The sequence below is a fragment of the Pedobacter polysacchareus genome (assembly GCF_019802255.1).
Classification (GTDB): domain Bacteria; phylum Bacteroidota; class Bacteroidia; order Sphingobacteriales; family Sphingobacteriaceae; genus Pedobacter; species Pedobacter polysacchareus.
In genome coordinates, this window is sequence record NZ_JAHYSS010000003.1 from 641,952 (window position 1) to 662,122 (window position 20,171).

The window sequence follows — 20,171 nt, forward strand, 5'->3', positions numbered from 1 at the left end:
AATTAACTTTTATATTAAAAACTGAACACCATAGCAATGAGAGAAGATAGAATTGTTGCCTCATTAATAGATGTAAAAAAAATATATCATACGGGTGACACTAGTATCGTAGCATTGGACAGTACATCATTAGACATTCGTAATCAGCAACTCACCCTAATTATGGGGCCATCGGGTTCTGGAAAAACAACTCTATTGTCACTAATAGGTTGTATTATCTATCCAACAGAAGGAAAAGTTATCATTCAAGGAGATGACATCAGCAACTATTCTGAAAAAAAAATGGCGAATATTAGGTTAAACAACATTAGCTTTATTTTTCAGCATTTCAATCTCATAAATCCATTAAACGCCTTAGAAAATGTGATGCAACCACTTTTATTAAGAGGAGAAGACGCTGCCTCCGCTAAGCTTAAAGCCATTTCGGCATTGGAAAAAGTAAACATGGGAGACCGGCAGAAAAACCTACCTAAAAAGCTAAGCGGTGGACAAAAGCAGCGGGTTGCCATTGCAAGAGCTTTGGTAGCAAATACGGAAATCATACTTTGTGACGAGCCAACCGCTTCTCTAGATGCAAAAAGTGCAGCAGTGGTAATGAAAGAACTGAAATCCCTGGCGCAGCAGGGCAAAGCTATCGTGGTTGTTACCCATGATCTGCGCCTACGGCCCTTTGCAGACCGTATTGTATATGTTGAAGAAGGTATGGTATCAGATCACTTAAAAAATGAAGATGATTATAAATAAAAAAATACATAGAAATGTGCCCTTACTTACCATAGTAATGCTTTTATTACTTTCAGCTTGTGGAGGAAACAAGAAGGAAATGGAAGCGGAAGAAAGGGTAAAAATGGATTCGCTCAGCAGACCGGAAAACATCAGCATGGTATCTGCCATAGCCAGAGTTGAACCTGCAAATGGATTAATAGACCTTTCAGCAGAAGTTTCAGGACTTGTAGTCGAAATCTATAAGAAAGAAGGCGATTCTGTTAAAAAAGGAGAACCTATTTTTAAATTGGATAAAAAAGATCAATTAATTGAAGTCGATTTAGCAAAGCAGCAGATCATTACGCAACAATCAAATATTGATGCCAATAAATATGACATCAATCAGTATGAAGCTACATTGAGGGAAAAAGAACAGGACCTCAGTATAACACGAAAACTGGCAGAAACTGGTGCCGATACCCGACAGAATCTGGCCATCAAACAGAAAGAGAGAGATGTGATATTCGCGAATCTGCAGTCTGAGCGCGCTCGATTACAGGCTGGTTTGAGTGAACTAAAAGCATTAAAAACTAAACTCCAACAGTCGGAGCTTGATGCCAATAATAGGGTCGTAAGCGCAAAAGAAAATGGTATTTTAGTCAGCCTGGATCCCAAAATAGGAACTGCAATAACTGCATTTAGTCCCTTTGCAACACTCGCAACTAATGATGACCCTGTGCTTTATGGTGAAATAGATGAGATGTTTGCAGACCGTGTAAAAATTGGACAAGAGCTTACAATCAATTATTTAGGTACAAAAGCAACAATCGCTAAAGGTAAAATCATATACATCTCCCCGATATTAGATAATAAATCTCTTTTCTATGAAAAGACGGGAGAAACTACTGACCGAAGAGTTAGAAAGTTTAAAGCAAAATTTACAACGCCTGAGAAGTTGCTGATCAACGCAAAAGTAGAATGTAAAATAAAAATTCAATAAGCCAGATGATCGGTACAGCTTTAAAATTCATGAGATATGATAAACCCAAGAGCATTGGAATTATTGTTGGTATAGTCATCAGTATATTTTTAATTGGCCAGCAACTTGGCACATTGCGATTTTTAACTGGCTTAATGAGCGGACTGATTGTAAACTCCAATTCATCAGGCAGCGACATTTGGATTATTGACAATATCACAGGTAACGTAAATGCTTTAAGCAGGATAGATGCGAGAATTGCACAAGAAGTTAAAAGCATAAATGGCGTAGCAGATAGCTATGGAGTTGTAATCGCAAATGCTACTGCAACATTTGAAGGAAGTAAGTCTTCGCCGATAAACCTGATTGGCAGTGAAGGCCCACTCTTCATCGCCGGACCAAATCCGTCAAAAATTATCAATGGTAATTTGAATGAATTATACCAAAGCGATGCAGTTTCAGCCGAATTCTTCAATTCAAAAAACTTAGGCGTTAAGCTGGAAGTAAACAAAACCTTAGAAATTAACAACAAAGCGGCCATTATAAAGGTAATGACCAAAAATGCCCAGGGCTTCGGAGGATATTTTATGTATACAAATATCAGTAATGCCAGGTTTTATGGAAACTTCCCGAATGACAAATTGAGCATTGTGGTGGTAAAGGTGAAAAAAGGCGTGGATGTTGGCAATTTAGTAGATCGCATTAATCAAACATTTTATGGTGTAAAAGCCTGGAAGGTAGAGGAGCTGAAAAATTCTACCTTGTCCGAAATTTTGGTTACTTCAAACATCGGGGTAAGTTTTGGATCTCTGGTGATATTCGCAATGATTAGCGGTTTTTTCATTATCGGACTAACCCTCTACTCTTCTGCTTTGGACCGATTGGTGGACTATGGGACGCTAAAAGCTATTGGCGCTTCCAATGGTTTTGTATCGAGACTGATCCTTACTCAGGCATTGCTATTTGCATTAATTGGTTTTATCATTGCCTTCTTATTACTCCTATTATTTAAAAATGGAGTTGCCAGTGCCGGGCTTCTCATCAATTTAGATTGGCCACTGATTATGACTTTATTGGGCGTTACGTTATTCATGTCGGTAGGTGGTTCTCTGTTTGCAGTGGTAAAAATCAGCCGACTAGAACCAGCATCCATTTTCTAATACCTTAAGTTCTAATTCATGACAAAAAAAAGCGCGTATTATAAAAAGATGAAAAACAGAATGGTAATAATAGTGGGCTTTTTATTGCTGCCTATACTATCCTTTGCACAGCAAAATATGTTAAAACTCAACCTATCCTTAGCGCAAGCCAGAGCACTGGCTGTAGAAAAGAATCCGAAAATTGCTGCAGGAGAGTTAGATGCAAAAATTAACAAAGAAATTATTGCTGAAGCCAGACTGAAAAGAATCCCACAGGTTTATGCCGATGCCAATTTGCAAAATAACCTCATCATTCCTGTTACCCCCGTACCTGCTAATGCCTTTAATCCAAATGCCCCGGATGGGTTGTTAATGCCTTTGAAATTTACCACAAGGTGGACTTCAAATACAGGATTAAATGCAAACATAGATCTTTTTAATTCCCCAAAAAAACAGAACCTAAAAGAAGCCCTAATCAAGGAAAAGATCACGAAATTACAAAACGAAAATGAAGCCAATCTGACTTCATTTGAGGTAGGAAATGCTTACCTGGCAACTTTGATAGCGGCTGAACAATTAAGATTGGCTGCTTTGGATACGTTAACTAAAAGCAAGATTTTAAAAATAAGTCAACAACAATTTGATGAAGGTAGACTACTCTTAACCACCCTAAACCAGTTAAAAGCAGACCGCAATAATACTTTAAATAATTTTGACGAAGCGACAAAAATCTATATTGACAGCAAAGCCAAATTGTTATATACCATGGGCTTTCCGCCAGAGGATGATATTGACATAGAATTTTCGGACAATTTGGAAAGCTTATTCAAAAGCTATCAAATTAAAGCAGAGACTGAAAGTGCAACAAGCATTTCTCTTAATCAGTTAAAACAAAATGAGACACTTCTGAATACTCAAATTACAAGTACAGTTAAGGGCTATTTGCCAACCCTGACGCTAAAAGCCTATTATGGGGCAAACTACTTTGATAATAACTTCGACATCTTAAAATCATCAAACTGGAACGGAAACAGTTTTGTTAATCTGGGACTTAAACTCCCCATCACAGAAGGTCTGGACAGGCAAAAAAAAATAAAGCAACTTCAGTTACAGAAACAGGCTAATCTGCTTCGTTATCAGGATGAACGAAACAAAAATAAGCTTGATTATTTAGCTGCATTGAGAGAAGCTGCTGTACTTGAAAAAAACTACTTAAGAGTTCAGGAAAACTTTAGGCTGGCTGAAAAAAACCTGGACCTTGCGGAGCAACAGTTTAGCAATGGCAGAATCCTGATCACTGAACTACAGCAAATCGCCTATAATTACCAGAAAGAAAAAAACAACTACCTCAATATGGCCTACAATTACATTTTAGCCAAATTAACGGCAGAAAAAATAAATAAATATTAAATAGAAGAAAGAAAACGAAGTACGACTTCCTTAAAACTCAAATATACAGCCAAATGAGGGGATCAGGTTTCCTGATTTAGTATTTAAGATAAAGGGAATCCCATTTGAACCATTGTTTTGTAAAGGCTGCCCGTCTGTCGTTAAAAAACCACTATTATCTTCTGTTCTTTTAAAGGTATATTTTGGAAAACTATCATTTTCATTTTTCAGGATATTCTGGATGTCAACATATAAATTCAATGCTGTTTTGCGGAAATTTATCCGTTTATCCACACGAAAATCCAACTGGCTGAATGGAGATAGCCTTTCTGTATTTAACCGACTGTAATCCGCTATTCCTGTGCCCAGTGTCAAATAGTTTTGCTGGGAGGCCTGTAAATCAAATGGCGTATAGGGTGATCCTCCCGCATAGCGGTATTTCAAACCCAAATCCCAGTTACGCTTCAACTTATAGCCCAAAGTAAGTGACAATAGATGTCTGTTATCCCATGACGAGGAGATCAGTTTCTGATTCAATCCGGAAAATTTGCTGACCACGTAAGAATAACTGGCCACATAAAAAAAATTACGAACCAGCTTTTGCTGCACAAATAGTTCTACACCATAGGTTTCCCCCTCACCTACACTCAGTACCTGCTCACTGCCAACAGAAGCATATTCCGCGCCCTGGTTAGCAAGGGAAGTCCCATTGGCTACGGAAACCGGATAATTGTTATACCGCTTATAAAAAGTCTCCAAGGTAAACCTCAAATCATTTCTAGGTAAAAACTGGGTGCCAAGGACATAGTGCGTGGATTGGATATAATCCATATTCTTATTCAGGGCTTCTCCACTATTATCCAGATAGCCCAGCATGGTATAGGTAGGAATTTTGAAATAAGTCCCCACTGAAGCACTGACATCCCATTTAGCGCTCAGGTGATAAGCTAAAGACAAACGGGGAGAAAGCGTTTTTAAGGGATTATTACCCTCCTCTGTGAAACTATTCAGGTCAGAACGGATGCCAGCAGAAAACAGTAGCTTTTCATTGAACAGGTTCTTCGAAGACTGAAAAAACACACCATATTTCCAAAAGTCTATATCATTATTGAATCTTATTACTTTTTCTGGTACAACCACATCTCCCTGTGCATTGGTAATTTCATTGGAAACCTTATTAAACAAATCTGTTTTGTAGCCAACCAGTTGAGCCATCAATCCGGCAGACAACTTCCAGCCATTTAAGAATTTGTTAATGTCAAATCTGAACTTATTTTCAGCTTCCTGAGACTGAACCCTTAGACTCCTTTTGCTTTCCTCCTGCCGTTCATCCTCGAATTTATCCAGCGTATTGTCAAATACGTTTCGACTGAGCGTAAAATTCAAATAGCCATTTTCAATCTGATGGTTCAAGTTAAAACCGGCTGTATAGTTCCACTGATTGATGTAGGGTGTAGAGCGCAGCACATAGGTATTTTCCAAGGTTGACTTTTTTGTTGGGGCAAAACTAAAACGATCGATAGCCCCCAGACCTATAGCCGTAAGTTTGGTTTTAGCGTTAAATTTATGCGTTACCTTATATTGAAAATCATCAAAATCAGGTCTGATGGGTAAATCAATCAATTTGAATAAAAAGCTGAGATAAGATTTTCGGGCCGAAGCTAGAAAAGTAGTATTTTTCGACAAGGGACCTTCTAAGGTAAGGGCAGTTTCCGTAAAACTGACTCTGGCATTGCCAGACAATCTTTCCGAATTCCCCTCTCTTTGCCTAATTACAAAAGTCGAGGCCAGAGGATTGTCGTACCTGGAATCAAAAGCCGAGGAACTCAGTTTTAAACTCTCAATAAAAGAAACGTTGAGTATGCCTTGAGCACCTCCGGAACTACCCTGGGTTTGAAAATGATTCAATACCGGGATTTCTATACCATCCAGGTAATATACATTTTCATTCGGTGCTCCGCCCCTTACAATGATATCATTCCGCTCTCCCACACCATTACTGATGCCGACTCCCGGAAGTGTCTGCACCACTTTGGACACATCAAAATTGCCACCCGGACTGCTTTTTATTTCTTCTGTTGTTAATTGCTGCACAGATAAAGGCGTAACCATATCAGTCGCCACTGCAGACTTTGCTCTACTAAAACTGATGTTAACTTCTTTTAAATTATTCAATTGAGGCTGAAGCTCAAAGTTGACCAATTGCGGATTACCACTACCCACTACTATATTGTATTTAAGCTGAGCCAGGTAACCAACTAGACTGGCAGAAATTTTATAGGTCCCTACCGGAACATCCATGCGGAAACGGCCTGAACTATCGCTCAGGGTTGAAATCGATAAAGCATCAACGGTAATTGTGACCGAGGAAAGGGCTTTACCCGTATTTAGATCTTGTACAGCACCTGTTATTAAACCCTTTTGCTGGGAAAACACAGGGTTAAAAGTAAACAAAGCGGCTATGATTACGAGGTATCTAAGTGTCAATTTCAAAGTCTTAAGAGTTATTAAAATAGTTTTCAAATATATAAGTTATTGGTCACCTAGCTGGCTTCGTTTATTAATTCTGGTTGTTGCATTTTGAAAGCTGCATACGCTTTATGGTATTTCCCATTACTATCGACGTTTGGCTTAAAGCTTTTCAAAAAGCTGATCACCTTGATCAATAGCAACTTATAAGCCGGTAATTCGCTTACCTTAATGTCGAGCATATCTGAAATTTCTTTCCCGAGCAAATAGCGCATTAAACCCAGGATATCATTAGCGGAAGCTTTGCTCTTGTTCACTTTCAAAATATGATCGATAAGTGAACGCGTGAGCTCTTGCCCATGCGTTGACATACGGAATTGGCGCTGTTTAATCATATGATCCAGTTGCTGGGCCAGCTTTGTGTTTTGGGGAATCATATCTTCTTGTAATCCTGTGAGATAACCAACAACAGCCCAGGTGTGCATAAAAGCATTCTGGTCTGCCTTGGGAATATTAAAGCCCAGCATTCGCAAACCTCTTATCACAATCAGGGAAAAAGAAAGATTGGTACCTGCCATATCTTCCTGATTAATGGGTAGCCCCCATGCATCGTCCCAGTTGCCGCGTTGAAGCGTATAATAACGAACAGCAGCATGCATGATACGTACTTTTAAAATCTGTTCATAAGCATGGCCCTCCTTGTCAAAAGCATCGGGTCCCATCACTTCCCATACAAAAATTGCTGTATCATAAAGACGCTTTGTGGTTTGCTTCCGTATCAGTTCTGACTGGTACAGAACCATAGCTCCATTTGCTGCTGTATAGCAATAGGGCAAGGAGAGCAATCCCAACAGACTCATAATGATTTCTGAATGCATTGCAAAAAAAGCTGCCCCTGCTTTCATTAAATTTAAATCTGCCCAAGGTGGCAACACTCCTGCATTGTTGATGAATGGAGTTTCGGGAAAAATCTCTTCTAGTAGCCTTAATTGACCATTTTCTGACTTTGCAGTCATCCATTGTTGCAATTGCAGTTTTTTTTGAGGATCAGAAAAAACCTGCCGGACAAATTGATCTGCCGGTGGGTCGCCCACTAGCCTTTTAGCAGCTAATAGCTCATTGTCATATATCCTTTGCATGCTCATCTTTAACTCATGTGATTTATAATTGCTTCGGCTGCCAGTCTGCCACTTTTCATAGCCGCATTAATGGAACCATTCAGCAAATGATCACCACAAATGAAACAATTATCCGTCAACCGCATGGACTTTTGATCTATATTATTGTTTACTGTATCATCATTAGGTAAGGCGTAAGGTATGTGATAAGTCCTAAGATGCTTCCAGTTAATAGCCTCAGGATACCAAAATTTCATTTCATTTATCACCTTGTCCTGCAATTCTGCTTGACTATTTTTTGAATGATCGCCTATAAGTGATAGCGAAATTAACGCATCAGTATTTTTAGCGTAGTCGGGAGAAATTCGATCCATAATAGCCACATTGTTAACCAGTCTTCCGGGTACTGCATTTAAAGCAATAAGTGGTTGCTCATATGGCTTTTTTAGCCCGGTAAAATACATATTGGTCACTGACCGAAATCCTGTTACCTGTTGCCCATAAGGTTTAGGCAAATGGAGCTGATTTGTAGCAATGATAACAGAATTTGCGCGATAAGTCAATCCAGTATTTGTTTTCACCTGATTGTTTTCAACTTCGAGCACAGTTTGGTTAAACAATAACTCATCCCAGGACAGATGTGCAGCCAATTGAGCAGGAATCATGCCCATCCCTTTTGCCGGAATGGCCGCATCCCCTTCACTAAACATCTTAAATATAAATTCGAACATACGGCTTGATGTGCTCAATTGATCTTCCAGAAAAATTCCAGTCATAAAGGGTTTAAAGAACTGCCCTATAACCCTTGTGCTAAAGCCTTTATTTTTTAAATAGTCAATAGTATCGAATTGCGGATCTGAAAAAATCTGATCTATGCTTTTGCTCCTGAGCTTTACCTTAAGCCTCATCATTCGCAATTTATCTGTAAAGTTACCTGATGTAGATAATAAAGTGCTGATTAAAGCAGACGGTTTCCTAAACGGATCGCCAACACTGCTTATACCGTCTTTGGATAAAATCAGTGCACCAGGATCAAATCTGCAAAGATCAAGTGCTTGATAGTCTAAAAAACGTTTCGCTTCCGGGTAAGCAGTAAGCAAAACCTGGAATCCCCTGTCAAGCAAAAACCCATTCACTTCGTCTGTTTTAATCCGCCCACCTACCTTATCGGAGGCTTCCAATACCTTAATCGATTTACCTGCTGCCTTTAAAACTTTGGCAGCGGTAAGGCCGGCTAATCCCGCGCCAATGATAATCACATCCGCATCCTTTTTCTTCATGCATTTACCTTATTAATTCTTGAGGTTCCTTTCCTGGTTTCGCATAAGCTAACCGGCCGACAATCTCGGGAAGAAAGTAGCTATCCAAACCACAAACGGTCATTGTTCCGGCCTTGACGTGATCCAGATTACCGTCTTCTTCAATCAGAAAATCATCAGCTAATATTTGAATAATTTCGCCGATAACGATCGTTGTACCATTGATTTCAATGTCGATCATCTCTACGAGTTCAAGGCCAATCCGGACTGTAGATTCAGAGACAAATGGCGCCTTAAAACCAGCTACATAATGTTTTTTAAACCCGCACTTGTCAAACTCCGAGACACCTGAAGGATAGCTTGCACTGGCTTGATGTGCCTGCTTATACCATTGGGGCAATACATTGTTTAAAGTATATTGACCAGTTGACTTAATGTTGCTAAGGGTGTCGTTGTGTTCGCGCTCGGGTCTGATCACCATGCCCAGCAGAGGCGGGTTGGCACCCAGGTGAAAAGCCGAACTGATTAAACTCAGATTGCTAATGCCGTCGTGACTGATGGTCCCCAATAGATTGAGCGATTTATAACCAATCAAACTATTGATCAGACTGATCCTGTAGTGTTTCTCCATTTCAGAAATGTGACTACTTTTGATTGCTATCATCTTAATTTGTCTTTAATTTAACCAAACCTCCGTCAATACCGATAATCTGGCCTGTCATCCAGCTCGATTCATCGGCTAGCAGGAAAGCAATCGCAGAACTGATATCTTCCGGTAAACCATGCCTGCCCAGAGGGTGGCGTTTATTAGCAGCTTCCCTTCGCTCAGTGGTATTCAAAAGATTTTGTGAAAGTGGTGTGTCGGTGAGTGAAGGTGCCACCACATTGACGCGGATGTGGCTGGGTGCAAGTTCGGCAGCAAGTGAAAGCGCCATACTTTCAACTGCCCCCTTTGCCCCCGCTATACTGCCATGAAAACTCATGCCCGAGCGTGCTGCTACCGAACTGATGAGCACAACCGAGGCCGTTTTTGCTGCTTTAAGTGCTTTCATGGCTTGCTGAATTACCTTAGCCGCGCCCAAGACGTTGATCCTGTAATCGTTTAAAAAATCTTCCTCGGTTAAACGGGCAAATGGCTTCAGGTTAATGCTACCCACCGAATACACCAAACCATGTAACTGCTCAGGAAGAAAGTCTGCCATAGCCCTAACATCTCCAAGAACATCCAGGGACAGGTGCATAATACCTTCAGGCCAATCGGCATTCTTAGTTCTGGATATGTTATACACAGTTGCGCCATTTATAACCAGTAACCTGACCAGCGAAAGCCCTATACCAGAACTCCCACCGACCACTAATATATTTTTTCTCTCAAAATTCATCATCCTATATGTCTTAAAAAATCATTTTTTACATCAGGATCTAAAAAACGGCCACAATACTCAGCTGTCAATGTACTGCTACCGGTATCTCTTATCCCACGACTGGAGACACAATGGTGATGGGCATCAACAATCACTGCCACATCTTCTGTTCCGAGCGATTCTTTGATCATGTTAGCGATCTGCTTGGTGAGTCTTTCCTGTATTTGTGGCCGTTGTGAGCAATATTGTACAATCCGGTTCAATTTAGACAAGCCAATCACTTGCCCATTGCTAAAATAAGCAACATGCGCTTTACCAACGATGGGTACAAAATGATGTTCACAATTGCTATAAACACTTATATTTCTCTCCACTAGCATTTGGTTGTAGCTAAATGGATTGCTAAACAATGTTGCAACCGGCTTGTTTTCCGGATTAAGCCCCCTGAATATTTCTTTGACATACATTTTTGCGACCCTTCTGGGAGTATCCTTTAGGCTATCATCGCTCAGATCAAGACCGAGTGTATGCATAATAGCTGCAAAGTGCTTTTGAATCAACTCGATTTTAGCATCGTCATCTAATTCAAATGCATCAACCCGCATTGGGGTATCGTAGAAAGACGCATTTACAGCCGCTTCAAGGTCAGCTGTTATTTGGATATTGTTATTACTATTCATTGAAAATCATAGTTTAATGTGTGATATTGAAATCTGTTGCAACTCGATATTGAAAATTTTAACGCAATAAATATTAGTACAATTATATACTAAAAATAGTATACAAAAGTATTATTTAGTTTTTAATTATACTAATATTTGATATTATAGTATATTTGTGAACTAAAATCAAATCCATTTCATCATGAACTATCAACTGATTAAACAGGTTACTGACCTTATTGAAAAATTTGACACAACAGTAGATTCCAAATCTTATACAAAAAACCTGACTGGATTTAAACGTTGGATTCATGATGATGAAAGAGAAACAGCGCATTTGTACAATGAGCTGGATTGGGATGGAAAGGAAAATGGCCGAAGTCTGGAAAGCGAGATCAATACCTTAATTGTTCACCTCAACAGATACGCAAAAACCTACTCCAAATCCGCCATATACGATTCGGCATTCAGCACTCAAGAAGATTTTATATATTTAATTAACCTAAAAGCCTTTGGGTCGATGACAAAAACAGAGTTGATTAAAAAGAACATCCAGGACAAACCTGTAGGTATGCAGATTATCAACCGACTGATTGGGCAAGACTGGATACAACAAAGTGATTCTATAGCAGACAAACGAAGTAAAATCATTTCGATTACAGCTAAAGGAATTGAAGCATTGGAAGAGATTATGGGAAAAATAAAGCAAGCCAGTCAAATTGTTACCGGAAACCTTAGCGATACTGAAAAAATAAAATTGATTAAAATACTTCAGAAATTGGATAACTTTCATCAAACTATCTATGCTGAAAATATAGAGCCCAATCAGCTGATCTATATCGCTTACAATAATTTTTTATTAAAAAAAAATTAAAGCTAGTCCATAAATAAAACTCCTCTATGCAAACGCCAGATTCAAAAAAGACGATAGCTATCATTGGTGCTGGAATTTCCGGTCTTTCGGCTGCAGCATATGCCGCTCAGGCTGGTGATGAAGTGCATATTTTCGAAAAGCATCCTCAACCTGGAGGAAGAGCCAGACAATTCAACACAGAAAATGGTTATGTATTTGATATGGGCCCGAGCTGGTATTGGATGCCCGATATTATTGATAACTTTTTCCTCGATTTTGGTCATAAAGCAAGTGACTTTTATGACCTTGTGTCCCTTAGTCCCCAGTTTGAGATGGTTTTTGAGGATGGGCTGCTTACGGTCCCAGAATCTTACCAGGATCTAAAAAACTTGTTTGAGCAGCTAGAAACCGGAGCGGGTAAAAAACTGGACGCCTTCATGAGCGCCGCCAAATACAAATACGAAGTTGGAATGCAGGATTTTGTGAACAAACCCTGTTACAGCTGGCTGGAGTTTGTCTCCCCTAAAATTGCCGGCAGCGCTTTAAAACTGGATCTGCTATCAAATTTCAGAAGCTACGTTAGCAAGTATTTTTCACACCCCAAACTAAGAACCTTGATGGAGTTTCCTGTTATTTTTCTGGGCGCTTCCCCTAAAAATATTCCGGCACTCTATAGCCTGATGAACTATGGCGGTTATGCCTTGGGTACCTGGTATCCCATGGGCGGATTTTACCAATTGGTATTAGGGATGAAAAAAGTAGCAGAGAAACAAGGTGCCGTTTTTCATTTTAATCAAAATGTAGAAAAGATCGTTTCTGAAGAAGGAGTTGCCAGGGGAATCGTCGTAAATGGGGAATTTAAGGAGTTTGATGCCATTATTGCCTCTTCGGATTATCACCATACCGAAACACTGCTCAACAGCGAATTGCGTAACTATGATCAGAAGTATTGGAAAAGCCGAACCTTTGCTCCCTCCTGCCTGATTTACTATTTAGGATTTAAAGAAAGGCTTCCTAATCTTAAACATCATACCTTATTTTTTGAGAATGATCTGGATGAACACATTAAGAGCATTTACGAAGAAAAAAAATGGCCCGAAAAACCATTGTTCTATGCTTGCTGTCCATCCCAAACAGATCCTGAGGTAGCACCCCAGGGACATGAAAATGTGTTCCTGCTCATGCCGCTGGCAACCGGGCTTAATGATGAGGAAAATACGCGTGAGCACTATTTTCAGGATATGATTAAACGTTTGGAAAAACACACTGGAGCAAAAGATTTGTTATCAAAATTAAATTACAAACGAAGCTATTGTGTGGATGATTTTATTAGCGATTACAATGCTTACGGAGGCAATGCCTATGGTTTGGCAAATACATTATCGCAAACCGCAGTATTGAAACCCAGCATCAAAAACAAGCATTTGTCAAATTTGTTTTATACCGGGCAGTTGACCGTACCTGGCCCTGGTGTCCCCCCATCAATTATTTCCGGTAAAATAGTAGCAAAAGAAGTGAATAACCTAAAACTAAAAAGGCGTGAAAAAATTGTATGATGATTTGGCTTATAAGGTAAGCAAAGCAGTTACGGAAAAATATAGCACCAGTTTTTCATTGGGAATTCTCGCGCTAAAACCCTCCATTCGTCCTGCCATTTATGCGATTTATGGTTATGTGCGTCTGGCCGACGAAATTGTAGACAGCTTTCATGATTATGATAAGGCATGCTTGCTGCAACGCTTTAAAATAGAAACCTGGACTGCCTTGGAAGAGGGTATTTCCCTTAATCCTATTTTACAATCCTTTCAGGATACGGTCAATCATTTTGCCATTGACAAAACCTTAATCGAACAGTTTCTGCATAGCATGCAAATGGATTTGCAGCAGATAGATTACAATTCTGATTTGTATAATGAATATATATTGGGTTCGGCCGAAGTTGTAGGATTGATGTGCCTTCAAGTATTTGTAGAGGGTAATAAAGAAACATTCGATAATCTAAAACCTTATGCCATGAAATTGGGTTCGGCTTTTCAGAAAGTAAACTTTCTACGTGATCTGAAAGACGATTACCATGTTTTGGGACGCACATATTTTCCTAATATTGATATGAAAACATTCGACAACAAAATCAAATTAGAAATTGAAAATGAGATTGAAGCGGAGTTTAAAGAGGCATTAACCGGGATAAAAAAATTACCGGCTTCTTCCAAATTTGGCGTATACCTGGCCTACAAATATTACCTATCATTGTTTAAAAAAATAAAGAGTACGCCTGCAGAAAAAATTATGAATCAAAGGATACGTATTCCAAACAGTCAAAAGTTCTCTCTGGCAATGAGTAGCTATGTACAATATAAGATGGCCATCATATGATTTTAAAAAATTACATCTATGCATTTGAGAAATATGCTGGAAGACCTCATCTAAAAGCAAAAAAATGATTTATCAACTTAAAAGAGAACAACAACTATATTGTGATATTCAAACTGCCTGGGCTTTCTTTTCTTCGCCACACAATCTTTCGCGTATCACGCCCAAAGAAATGGGCTTTGTTGTATTAAGCAATCTACCGGAGGGGAATATTTATAAAGGAATGATTATCGATTATACAGTTTCCCCTGTGCTGGGTATTCCACTGAAATGGCAGACTGAAATTACGGAGGTTAACTACCAAAAAAGCTTTACCGATTTTCAGAAAAAAGGTCCTTACAAATTATGGAGACATCATCATGAATTTATCCCAAACCAAAATGGGGTTTTGATGGTAGATACTGTGGACTATGAATTGCCATTTGGTATCATTGGCAAGATGGTGCACAGTTTGATGGTAAAGAAAAAATTGGAACATATTTTCGACTACCGCAATCAGGTTTTGGAAGCGTTATTTAAACAGATAAAACATTAAGCATGAATTTCATTATCCTACTGATCACCTTTATATTGATGGAAGGAGCCACCTGGTTTATCCATAAGTATATCATGCATGGTCTTTTATGGGCATTACATCATGACCATCACGACCACAGTACTGAGGGGCCTTTTGAGAAAAATGATTACTTCTTTGTGATTTTTGCTCTACCGGCTATTGCTTTGATCTACTTCGGTTCCTTAAATCATTTCAATTACTTGTTTTACATAGGACTGGCTATTACACTTTATGGAATGGCCTATTTCTTTGTGCATGACATTTTTATTCACCAACGCATTAAATATCTGGCAAATACCCAAAACCCTTACTTACTGGCGATTCGCAGGGCGCACAAACAACATCATAAACACCTGGGCAAAGAAGAAGGTGAATGCTTTGGTTTCTTGTATGTCCCAATGAAATATTTCAAAATGTATTATAAAAAAAATAAGTAATGAAACCCTACACTTACTTGTTAATTAATTTACTGACCATCAGCGTTTGCTTTATTTTCTCTTTTGACAAGAGAATTCGGTTCAACAAGCATTTTCCAGCCTTTTTAAAAGCGAGTATTTTAGTCGCTATTCCTTTTATTGCCTGGGATGTATGGTTTACTGCTCATCAGGTATGGTGGTTCAATACCGCTTATACTACAGGGATAATTCTTTTGGGACTGCCTATTGAAGAATGGCTTTTTTTCATCTGTATCCCTTTTTCCTGTGTGTTTACCTATTTCTGCCTGGACAAATTCTTAAATCTTAGCTGGCTAAGTGCATTTAACAACATCATTGTTTTTTTAAGTGTCATTATATGCACCGTTATCGCATTGTTGCATTACGACAGAACCTACACTTTTGTAACTGCTATAGTAACAGCGCTAACGCTAATTTACCTGCATTTTGTAGTAAGAGCGGCCTGGATCGGTCAGGCATCTTTTGTATTTGCTATTCTGATGCTGGGATTTTTCCCTGTTAATGGTGTTTTGACGGGTACTGGTTTGGATTCTCCGATTGTGAATTACAATCCGAAGAGTTTCTTAAATATTCGGATCCTTACTATTCCAATAGAAGATGCTGTATATGGTTATACGCAGTTTTTACTCAATATATATTTATTTAAAATGTTTCAAAAACCAGTAGGTGATTATGAAACCATCATGAGTTCACACTCGCAAAACGCAATTTATAAAAACTCATGATAGCTTCATCACTGATAAAAAACAAATTATACTCTGATCTTACCCAAAACCCATTATTGAACACAAAACGGCCCGTGAAAGAGCTTTAGAAATTTATGGTAAAGCATTGAAATAATAAAAATAAAGAATGAAGAACAGAAACAAAGTAGTTTTGGTAGATCAGCATGACAAGACAATTGGGGAGATGGACAAAATAGAAGCTCATCAAAAAGGCTTCTTGCACAGAGCATTTTCAATTTTTCTATTTAATAATAAAGGTGAAATGTTGATTCATCAGCGTGCCAAACATAAATATCATGGGGCTGGTTTATGGACAAATGCCTGCTGCTCTCATCCGCAATTGGGCGAAGACATTAAACTAAGTGCTATTGAAAGGCTGCAATTTGAAATGGGAATTCAATGTAATATCGAGAAAGTCTTTTCATTCATCTATAATACTTCTGTCGAAAATAACCTGATAGAGCACGAATTTGACCATGTATTTATAGGGTATACTGATGCAGTCCCAAGACCAAACGCAAAAGAAGTACAAACTTTTAAATGGATTGACACAACAATTTTGTCTAAAGATATACAAGAGCATCCTGATCAGTACACCTATTGGTTTAAGATGGTCTTTTCAAATATTTTAGATTATCTAAATCCCGATGTAAAACTTTAGGTGTGCCATTCTTTAATTTTACTGAAATCAGCTAGGTTTTACACCATATTTCATAGTAATTTCTTTTGTTCCAGATTAAGTTCTTTAAAAATCTCTTTGGTAATGATCTGTGTATTGTAAGCCAGATGCGCCCAATTACAATGCAAAATAGACAATGGATAAGGAATACCATGCTGCCTTTTGGTTAAATCCATACTAATCACTGAGTTTTCCTTTATTTCCCGCTCGCCCTGCATCATATCGAAGATGGTTTTTGCGAATTTCTGATCAGAACCTAAATAAAAACTTGCGTAGGTTTCCAAACCTTTAAGGGTTTTCATATTAAGCGAAATTTCAAAAGTAGTTTCCATAATAACAAATTAAAAAGAGCTACCTGATGGTAGCTCTCAGAGATGTGTTTTTTAAATTATTTAATCTCTATTTGACGGCTTACTGCTTTCGCTTCTTCTCTTTTCGGGATGTCAATCGCTAAAACACCGTCCTTATAAGTAGCCTGAATGCCATTTTCGTCTGCACTTTCTGGTAAAGTAAAAGAGCGAACAAAAGAACTATAGCTGTATTCACGTTTTGCATAATTCCTGTCCTCTTGCTTGTCTTGCGCGCGTTGCTCTACAGAAACACTCAATACATTCCTTTCCAGATTAAGTTTAAAATCCTCCTTTTTAAGTCCTGGCGCAGCTAATTCAACATGATAGTGATCAGCACTTTCACTAATGTTAGCAGCAGGCACACGAGTCACTATACGGTCTGCAAAAAAAGTGTCATTGAAAATTGAATCAAAAACATCATTAAAGCCTGGCATTAATGAATTTCTCTTGTTTTCTGGATTAAATTTAACCAACGTCATGGGTTTTTCCTCCTTAATTTGATTTAATGATTAAAACTTATAATTAATTAAACTCTTTTGAACTTGCGTTCGGTAGGAACATTACAAGATAAATGCCAAATGGATTTTTAGTTAAAGAAGCTGAAAAAATTTCAAGATTGCTGAAAAATCTTCAGTTTTAAGCTGTCAAAAATTCAGAAATAGATGTGATTTCGTTCCTGCGAATGCAATGGATAAACAGAGCAAATAATTTTCACTATCTTAATTTGTTTTTAACATAAACCTATAAAATCATGATCAAAAAAGCACTAGTAATTATAGCTATATTGATACTCGTGATACAGCTCTTCAGGCCAGCTAAAAATAGCTCTGCTTCAATTTCACCTAACGCAATTGAAGCTCACTATCCAGTTTCAAATGAGATTGGAGTGATTTTACGAAGGAGTTGTTACGATTGCCATTCCAATACCACAGCTTATCCCTGGTACAGCAATATCCAACCCTTTGCCTGGTGGCTGCAAAGCCATGTAAACGAAGGTAAACATGAACTAAACTTTGATGAATTCAACAACTATGATGTTAAAAAGAAAAAACACAAGCTGGATGAAGTAATTGAAACGATTGAAAAAGATGAAATGCCACTGACTTCCTATACATTGATACACAGAGGAGCAGTGCTTTCACCAAAGGATAAAGATAAACTCATCACCTGGGCAAAAGAACTTAAAAAAAACATTAATTAAGATCATTTATAAAATAAACTATGATATGGAATCAGAAGAGCACTATACCAATAGAAGCGGCTGGCTGAGAGCAGCAGTTTTAGGCGCAAATGACGGTATCCTTTCTACAACCAGTTTAGCCATTGGTATTGCAGCGGCAAGCACCACACGCGAACCAATTGTACTTGCCGCAGTTGCTGGACTGGTAGCCGGAGCACTATCTATGGCAGCCGGAGAATATGTTTCTGTGAGTTCACAATCAGATATAGAAATTTCTGATTTGACCAGAGAAAAAATGGAAGCGGAAAATACGCCAGATCTGGAGTTAAAAGAATTGGCCAATATTTATCAGCACAGAGGCCTGGATGAAAATTTAGCCATGCAAGTTGCTATACAGCTCACTGCTCACGATGCTTTAGGAGCCCACGCTAAGGATGAACTAGGTATTAATGAAATCACCCAGGCAAAACCAATGCAAGCTGCTTTAGCCTCCGCAGCTTCTTTCATTATTGGTGGTCTTCTACCCTTACTGGTTTCCATATTCGCGCCAATAAAACTAATGGTTGTTTACCAGTATGGCTTCTCCATCATTTTTTTAGCACTTTCGGCAACTATTGCAGCAAAAGCAGGTGGTTCAAATATTGTCAAGGCTGTTATCCGGATTTGTTTCTGGGGAACAGCGGCTATGCTAATGACTGCTGCTGTAGGCTATCTTTTTGGCGTTAAAACAACATAATTTGTTTAGCAACTCTTTAATATCCAATAAAGAACAATTATTATGCTCAAATAATACAAGATGAATCATTCCTTTTTAAAAGAAATCATAGGTACGCGACCATAAAAACTATATTCGGCAGCATTTGAAGGAAGTACCAACTGCGCTAAAAATGACCGCTTTTGATGCGTGAAAAAAGCAATTAATGATGGCTTATAACGTTTCACTTCCGCACCAATATCTTTTAAAATAGGATGTGATATATTCCATTCACGATTAATCACTTCAACTTTATAACTTAACTTCTCCTGAATTCTTTTCTCAGCCAGTACGCTATCAGCAACAAATTCATTGCTTGAGGCCACATGAAGCATCCTTAGCTTCGCATTGAAGGGTTTTACAAAATCGATTAATCTGGAGAATTCAGTTTCATAGTCATTCATATCTGTCGCATAAAGCACACGCTTGCATGGCCGGTTCCGGTACCCAGAAGGGATACAAATTACAGGTACTCTTGAATGAGTAATCAGTTTGGAACTGTGTGTACCAAATATTTTCTTAACAGTCCCTGCCCCCCTTGTGCTAATACAGATATAATCACAAGGATGCTGCGCTGTAAATTTTAAAATCCCCTCTGTCACATCAGTATGATCAATCGTAATCAGTTCGAAACTCATGTCCGACAAATTCAAAGATCTGACGATCTTTTTTATGAACACAGTTATTTCTTTCCGGATTTGATTTACAAAAGAATGCTTGTAAACCTGATAAGCATTTTCAGACCATATGGAAGGTCGCAAGACATGATAAACATGTAAGACAACTAATTTAGCTTTTCTTGTTCTTGCCATATTAATCGCAAAACGTATAGCAGACTTTGAGTTAGCTGACTGGTCAGTGGTGACAATTATAGTTTCCATATTTGATTTTATTTACAACAAACTGATAATGAAAACCATAAAGCTAACAATTGCATTCCGTATCTGATATGATTTAAATCATTTTAACAATTGATATAGGTCGCAAAATATCCAGACAAAATTCAGATTTGGACAATGATATCTTACGCATAAGAATTCTATAAGTCGCATATGAAATGGAAATCTTCAGAATAATATGCAACATAAATACTTTTCATATTGCATAATTATGTTAGCTTAATTTCAGAAGTATGACCAATTAATTAGGTTATAAAGCTGCA

General features: G+C 38.3%; 22 protein-coding genes. 13 read left to right on the forward strand and 9 right to left on the reverse strand.

Features of this window, described 5'->3' with window-relative positions:
- The first annotated feature begins 36 nt into the window (after window positions 1–36).
- Genes K7X70_RS10360 through K7X70_RS10375 form a run of 4 tightly spaced genes read left to right on the forward strand, consistent with a single transcriptional unit; the run spans window position 37 to window position 4,233 of the window.
- Window positions 37–744 carry an ABC transporter ATP-binding protein gene (locus K7X70_RS10360; RefSeq protein ID WP_222536987.1) on the forward strand — a complete coding sequence of 236 codons (708 nt, stop codon included), beginning with the start codon at window positions 37–39 and terminating at the stop codon, window positions 742–744.
- Entirely contained in the window at window positions 731–1,705 is a 975-nt protein-coding gene (locus tag K7X70_RS10365; RefSeq protein ID WP_222536988.1) for an HlyD family secretion protein, read from the forward strand. Before K7X70_RS10360 ends, K7X70_RS10365 begins: the two co-directional genes overlap by 14 nt.
- 29 nt (window positions 1,706–1,734) lie before the next feature.
- On the forward strand, window positions 1,735–2,844 hold the full coding sequence (locus K7X70_RS10370; RefSeq protein ID WP_222536989.1) for an ABC transporter permease: 1,110 nt from the start codon (window positions 1,735–1,737) through the stop codon (window positions 2,842–2,844).
- An 18-nt stretch (window positions 2,845–2,862) separates the two neighbouring features.
- Window positions 2,863–4,233, forward strand: coding sequence for a TolC family protein (locus K7X70_RS10375; protein WP_222536990.1), 1,371 nt, complete (start codon window positions 2,863–2,865; stop codon window positions 4,231–4,233).
- A 30-nt stretch (window positions 4,234–4,263) separates the two neighbouring features.
- Here K7X70_RS10375 and K7X70_RS10380 read toward each other — a convergent pair whose 3' ends face one another.
- Genes K7X70_RS10380 through folE form a run of 6 tightly spaced genes read right to left on the reverse strand, consistent with a single transcriptional unit; the run spans window position 4,264 to window position 11,102 of the window.
- Complete coding sequence (locus K7X70_RS10380) at window positions 4,264–6,705, reverse strand: TonB-dependent receptor (RefSeq protein ID WP_222536991.1); 2,442 nt, start codon at window positions 6,703–6,705, stop codon at window positions 4,264–4,266.
- A 50-nt stretch (window positions 6,706–6,755) separates the two neighbouring features.
- Window positions 6,756–7,826, reverse strand: coding sequence for an oxygenase MpaB family protein (locus tag K7X70_RS10385; RefSeq protein ID WP_222536992.1), 1,071 nt, complete (start codon window positions 7,824–7,826; stop codon window positions 6,756–6,758).
- A 2-nt stretch (window positions 7,827–7,828) separates the two neighbouring features.
- Window positions 7,829–9,079: an NAD(P)/FAD-dependent oxidoreductase gene (locus tag K7X70_RS10390; protein WP_222536993.1), complete on the reverse strand. Its 1,251-nt coding sequence runs from the start codon at window positions 9,077–9,079 to the stop codon at window positions 7,829–7,831.
- 4 nt (window positions 9,080–9,083) lie between these two features.
- Window positions 9,084–9,722 (reverse strand): flavin reductase family protein, encoded by a 639-nt coding sequence (locus K7X70_RS10395; protein ID WP_222536994.1) that lies wholly within the window; start codon window positions 9,720–9,722, stop codon window positions 9,084–9,086.
- A gap of 1 nt (window position 9,723) precedes the next feature.
- Window positions 9,724–10,443: an SDR family NAD(P)-dependent oxidoreductase gene (locus K7X70_RS10400; RefSeq protein WP_255607069.1), complete on the reverse strand. Its 720-nt coding sequence runs from the start codon at window positions 10,441–10,443 to the stop codon at window positions 9,724–9,726.
- Window positions 10,440–11,102, reverse strand: a complete 663-nt coding sequence (gene folE, locus K7X70_RS10405; protein WP_222536995.1) for a GTP cyclohydrolase I FolE — start codon at window positions 11,100–11,102, stop codon at window positions 10,440–10,442. Before folE ends, K7X70_RS10400 begins: the two co-directional genes overlap by 4 nt.
- Before the next feature lie 184 nt (window positions 11,103–11,286).
- Between folE and K7X70_RS10410 the strand changes: the two genes are divergently transcribed.
- From K7X70_RS10410 to idi, 7 genes are all read left to right on the forward strand, one after another.
- Window positions 11,287–11,958 carry a MarR family winged helix-turn-helix transcriptional regulator gene (locus tag K7X70_RS10410; protein WP_222536996.1) on the forward strand — a complete coding sequence of 224 codons (672 nt, stop codon included), beginning with the start codon at window positions 11,287–11,289 and terminating at the stop codon, window positions 11,956–11,958.
- A gap of 26 nt (window positions 11,959–11,984) precedes the next feature.
- On the forward strand, window positions 11,985–13,493 hold the full coding sequence (gene crtID, locus K7X70_RS10415) for a bifunctional phytoene desaturase/3,4-desaturase (RefSeq protein ID WP_222536997.1): 1,509 nt from the start codon (window positions 11,985–11,987) through the stop codon (window positions 13,491–13,493).
- Complete coding sequence (locus tag K7X70_RS10420) at window positions 13,477–14,313, forward strand: phytoene/squalene synthase family protein (RefSeq protein WP_222536998.1); 837 nt, start codon at window positions 13,477–13,479, stop codon at window positions 14,311–14,313. The genes crtID and K7X70_RS10420 overlap by 17 nt, the downstream gene beginning before the upstream one ends.
- A gap of 64 nt (window positions 14,314–14,377) precedes the next feature.
- Entirely contained in the window at window positions 14,378–14,845 is a 468-nt protein-coding gene (locus K7X70_RS10425) for an SRPBCC family protein (protein WP_222536999.1), read from the forward strand.
- A 2-nt stretch (window positions 14,846–14,847) separates the two neighbouring features.
- Window positions 14,848–15,303 (forward strand): sterol desaturase family protein, encoded by a 456-nt coding sequence (locus K7X70_RS10430; RefSeq protein ID WP_222537000.1) that lies wholly within the window; start codon window positions 14,848–14,850, stop codon window positions 15,301–15,303.
- On the forward strand, window positions 15,303–16,046 hold the full coding sequence (locus K7X70_RS10435) for a lycopene cyclase domain-containing protein (protein ID WP_222537001.1): 744 nt from the start codon (window positions 15,303–15,305) through the stop codon (window positions 16,044–16,046). The genes K7X70_RS10430 and K7X70_RS10435 overlap by 1 nt, the downstream gene beginning before the upstream one ends.
- Before the next feature lie 127 nt (window positions 16,047–16,173).
- Window positions 16,174–16,707 carry an isopentenyl-diphosphate Delta-isomerase gene (gene idi / locus K7X70_RS10440; RefSeq protein ID WP_222537002.1) on the forward strand — a complete coding sequence of 178 codons (534 nt, stop codon included), beginning with the start codon at window positions 16,174–16,176 and terminating at the stop codon, window positions 16,705–16,707.
- 50 nt (window positions 16,708–16,757) lie between these two features.
- Here idi and K7X70_RS10445 read toward each other — a convergent pair whose 3' ends face one another.
- Together K7X70_RS10445 and K7X70_RS10450 are read right to left on the reverse strand one after the other, a co-directional pair.
- Window positions 16,758–17,057, reverse strand: a complete 300-nt coding sequence (locus K7X70_RS10445; protein ID WP_222537003.1) for a hypothetical protein — start codon at window positions 17,055–17,057, stop codon at window positions 16,758–16,760.
- 56 nt (window positions 17,058–17,113) lie between these two features.
- Window positions 17,114–17,554 carry an Hsp20/alpha crystallin family protein gene (locus K7X70_RS10450; RefSeq protein ID WP_222537004.1) on the reverse strand — a complete coding sequence of 147 codons (441 nt, stop codon included), beginning with the start codon at window positions 17,552–17,554 and terminating at the stop codon, window positions 17,114–17,116.
- Window positions 17,555–17,826: 272 nt separating this feature from the next.
- On the opposite strand from K7X70_RS10450, the gene K7X70_RS10455 reads away from it, so the two are divergent.
- Together K7X70_RS10455 and K7X70_RS10460 are read left to right on the forward strand one after the other, a co-directional pair.
- A complete protein-coding gene (locus tag K7X70_RS10455; protein ID WP_222537005.1) occupies window positions 17,827–18,276 on the forward strand; it encodes a heme-binding domain-containing protein in 450 nt (149 codons plus the stop codon).
- 25 nt (window positions 18,277–18,301) lie between these two features.
- Entirely contained in the window at window positions 18,302–18,991 is a 690-nt protein-coding gene (locus tag K7X70_RS10460) for a VIT1/CCC1 transporter family protein (RefSeq protein ID WP_222537006.1), read from the forward strand.
- A gap of 65 nt (window positions 18,992–19,056) precedes the next feature.
- Here K7X70_RS10460 and K7X70_RS10465 read toward each other — a convergent pair whose 3' ends face one another.
- The gene (locus K7X70_RS10465) at window positions 19,057–19,890 is read right to left on the reverse strand and encodes a universal stress protein (RefSeq protein ID WP_222537007.1); all 834 of its coding nucleotides are present in this window, start codon (window positions 19,888–19,890) and stop codon (window positions 19,057–19,059) included.
- Window positions 19,891–20,171: the final 281 nt, after the last annotated feature.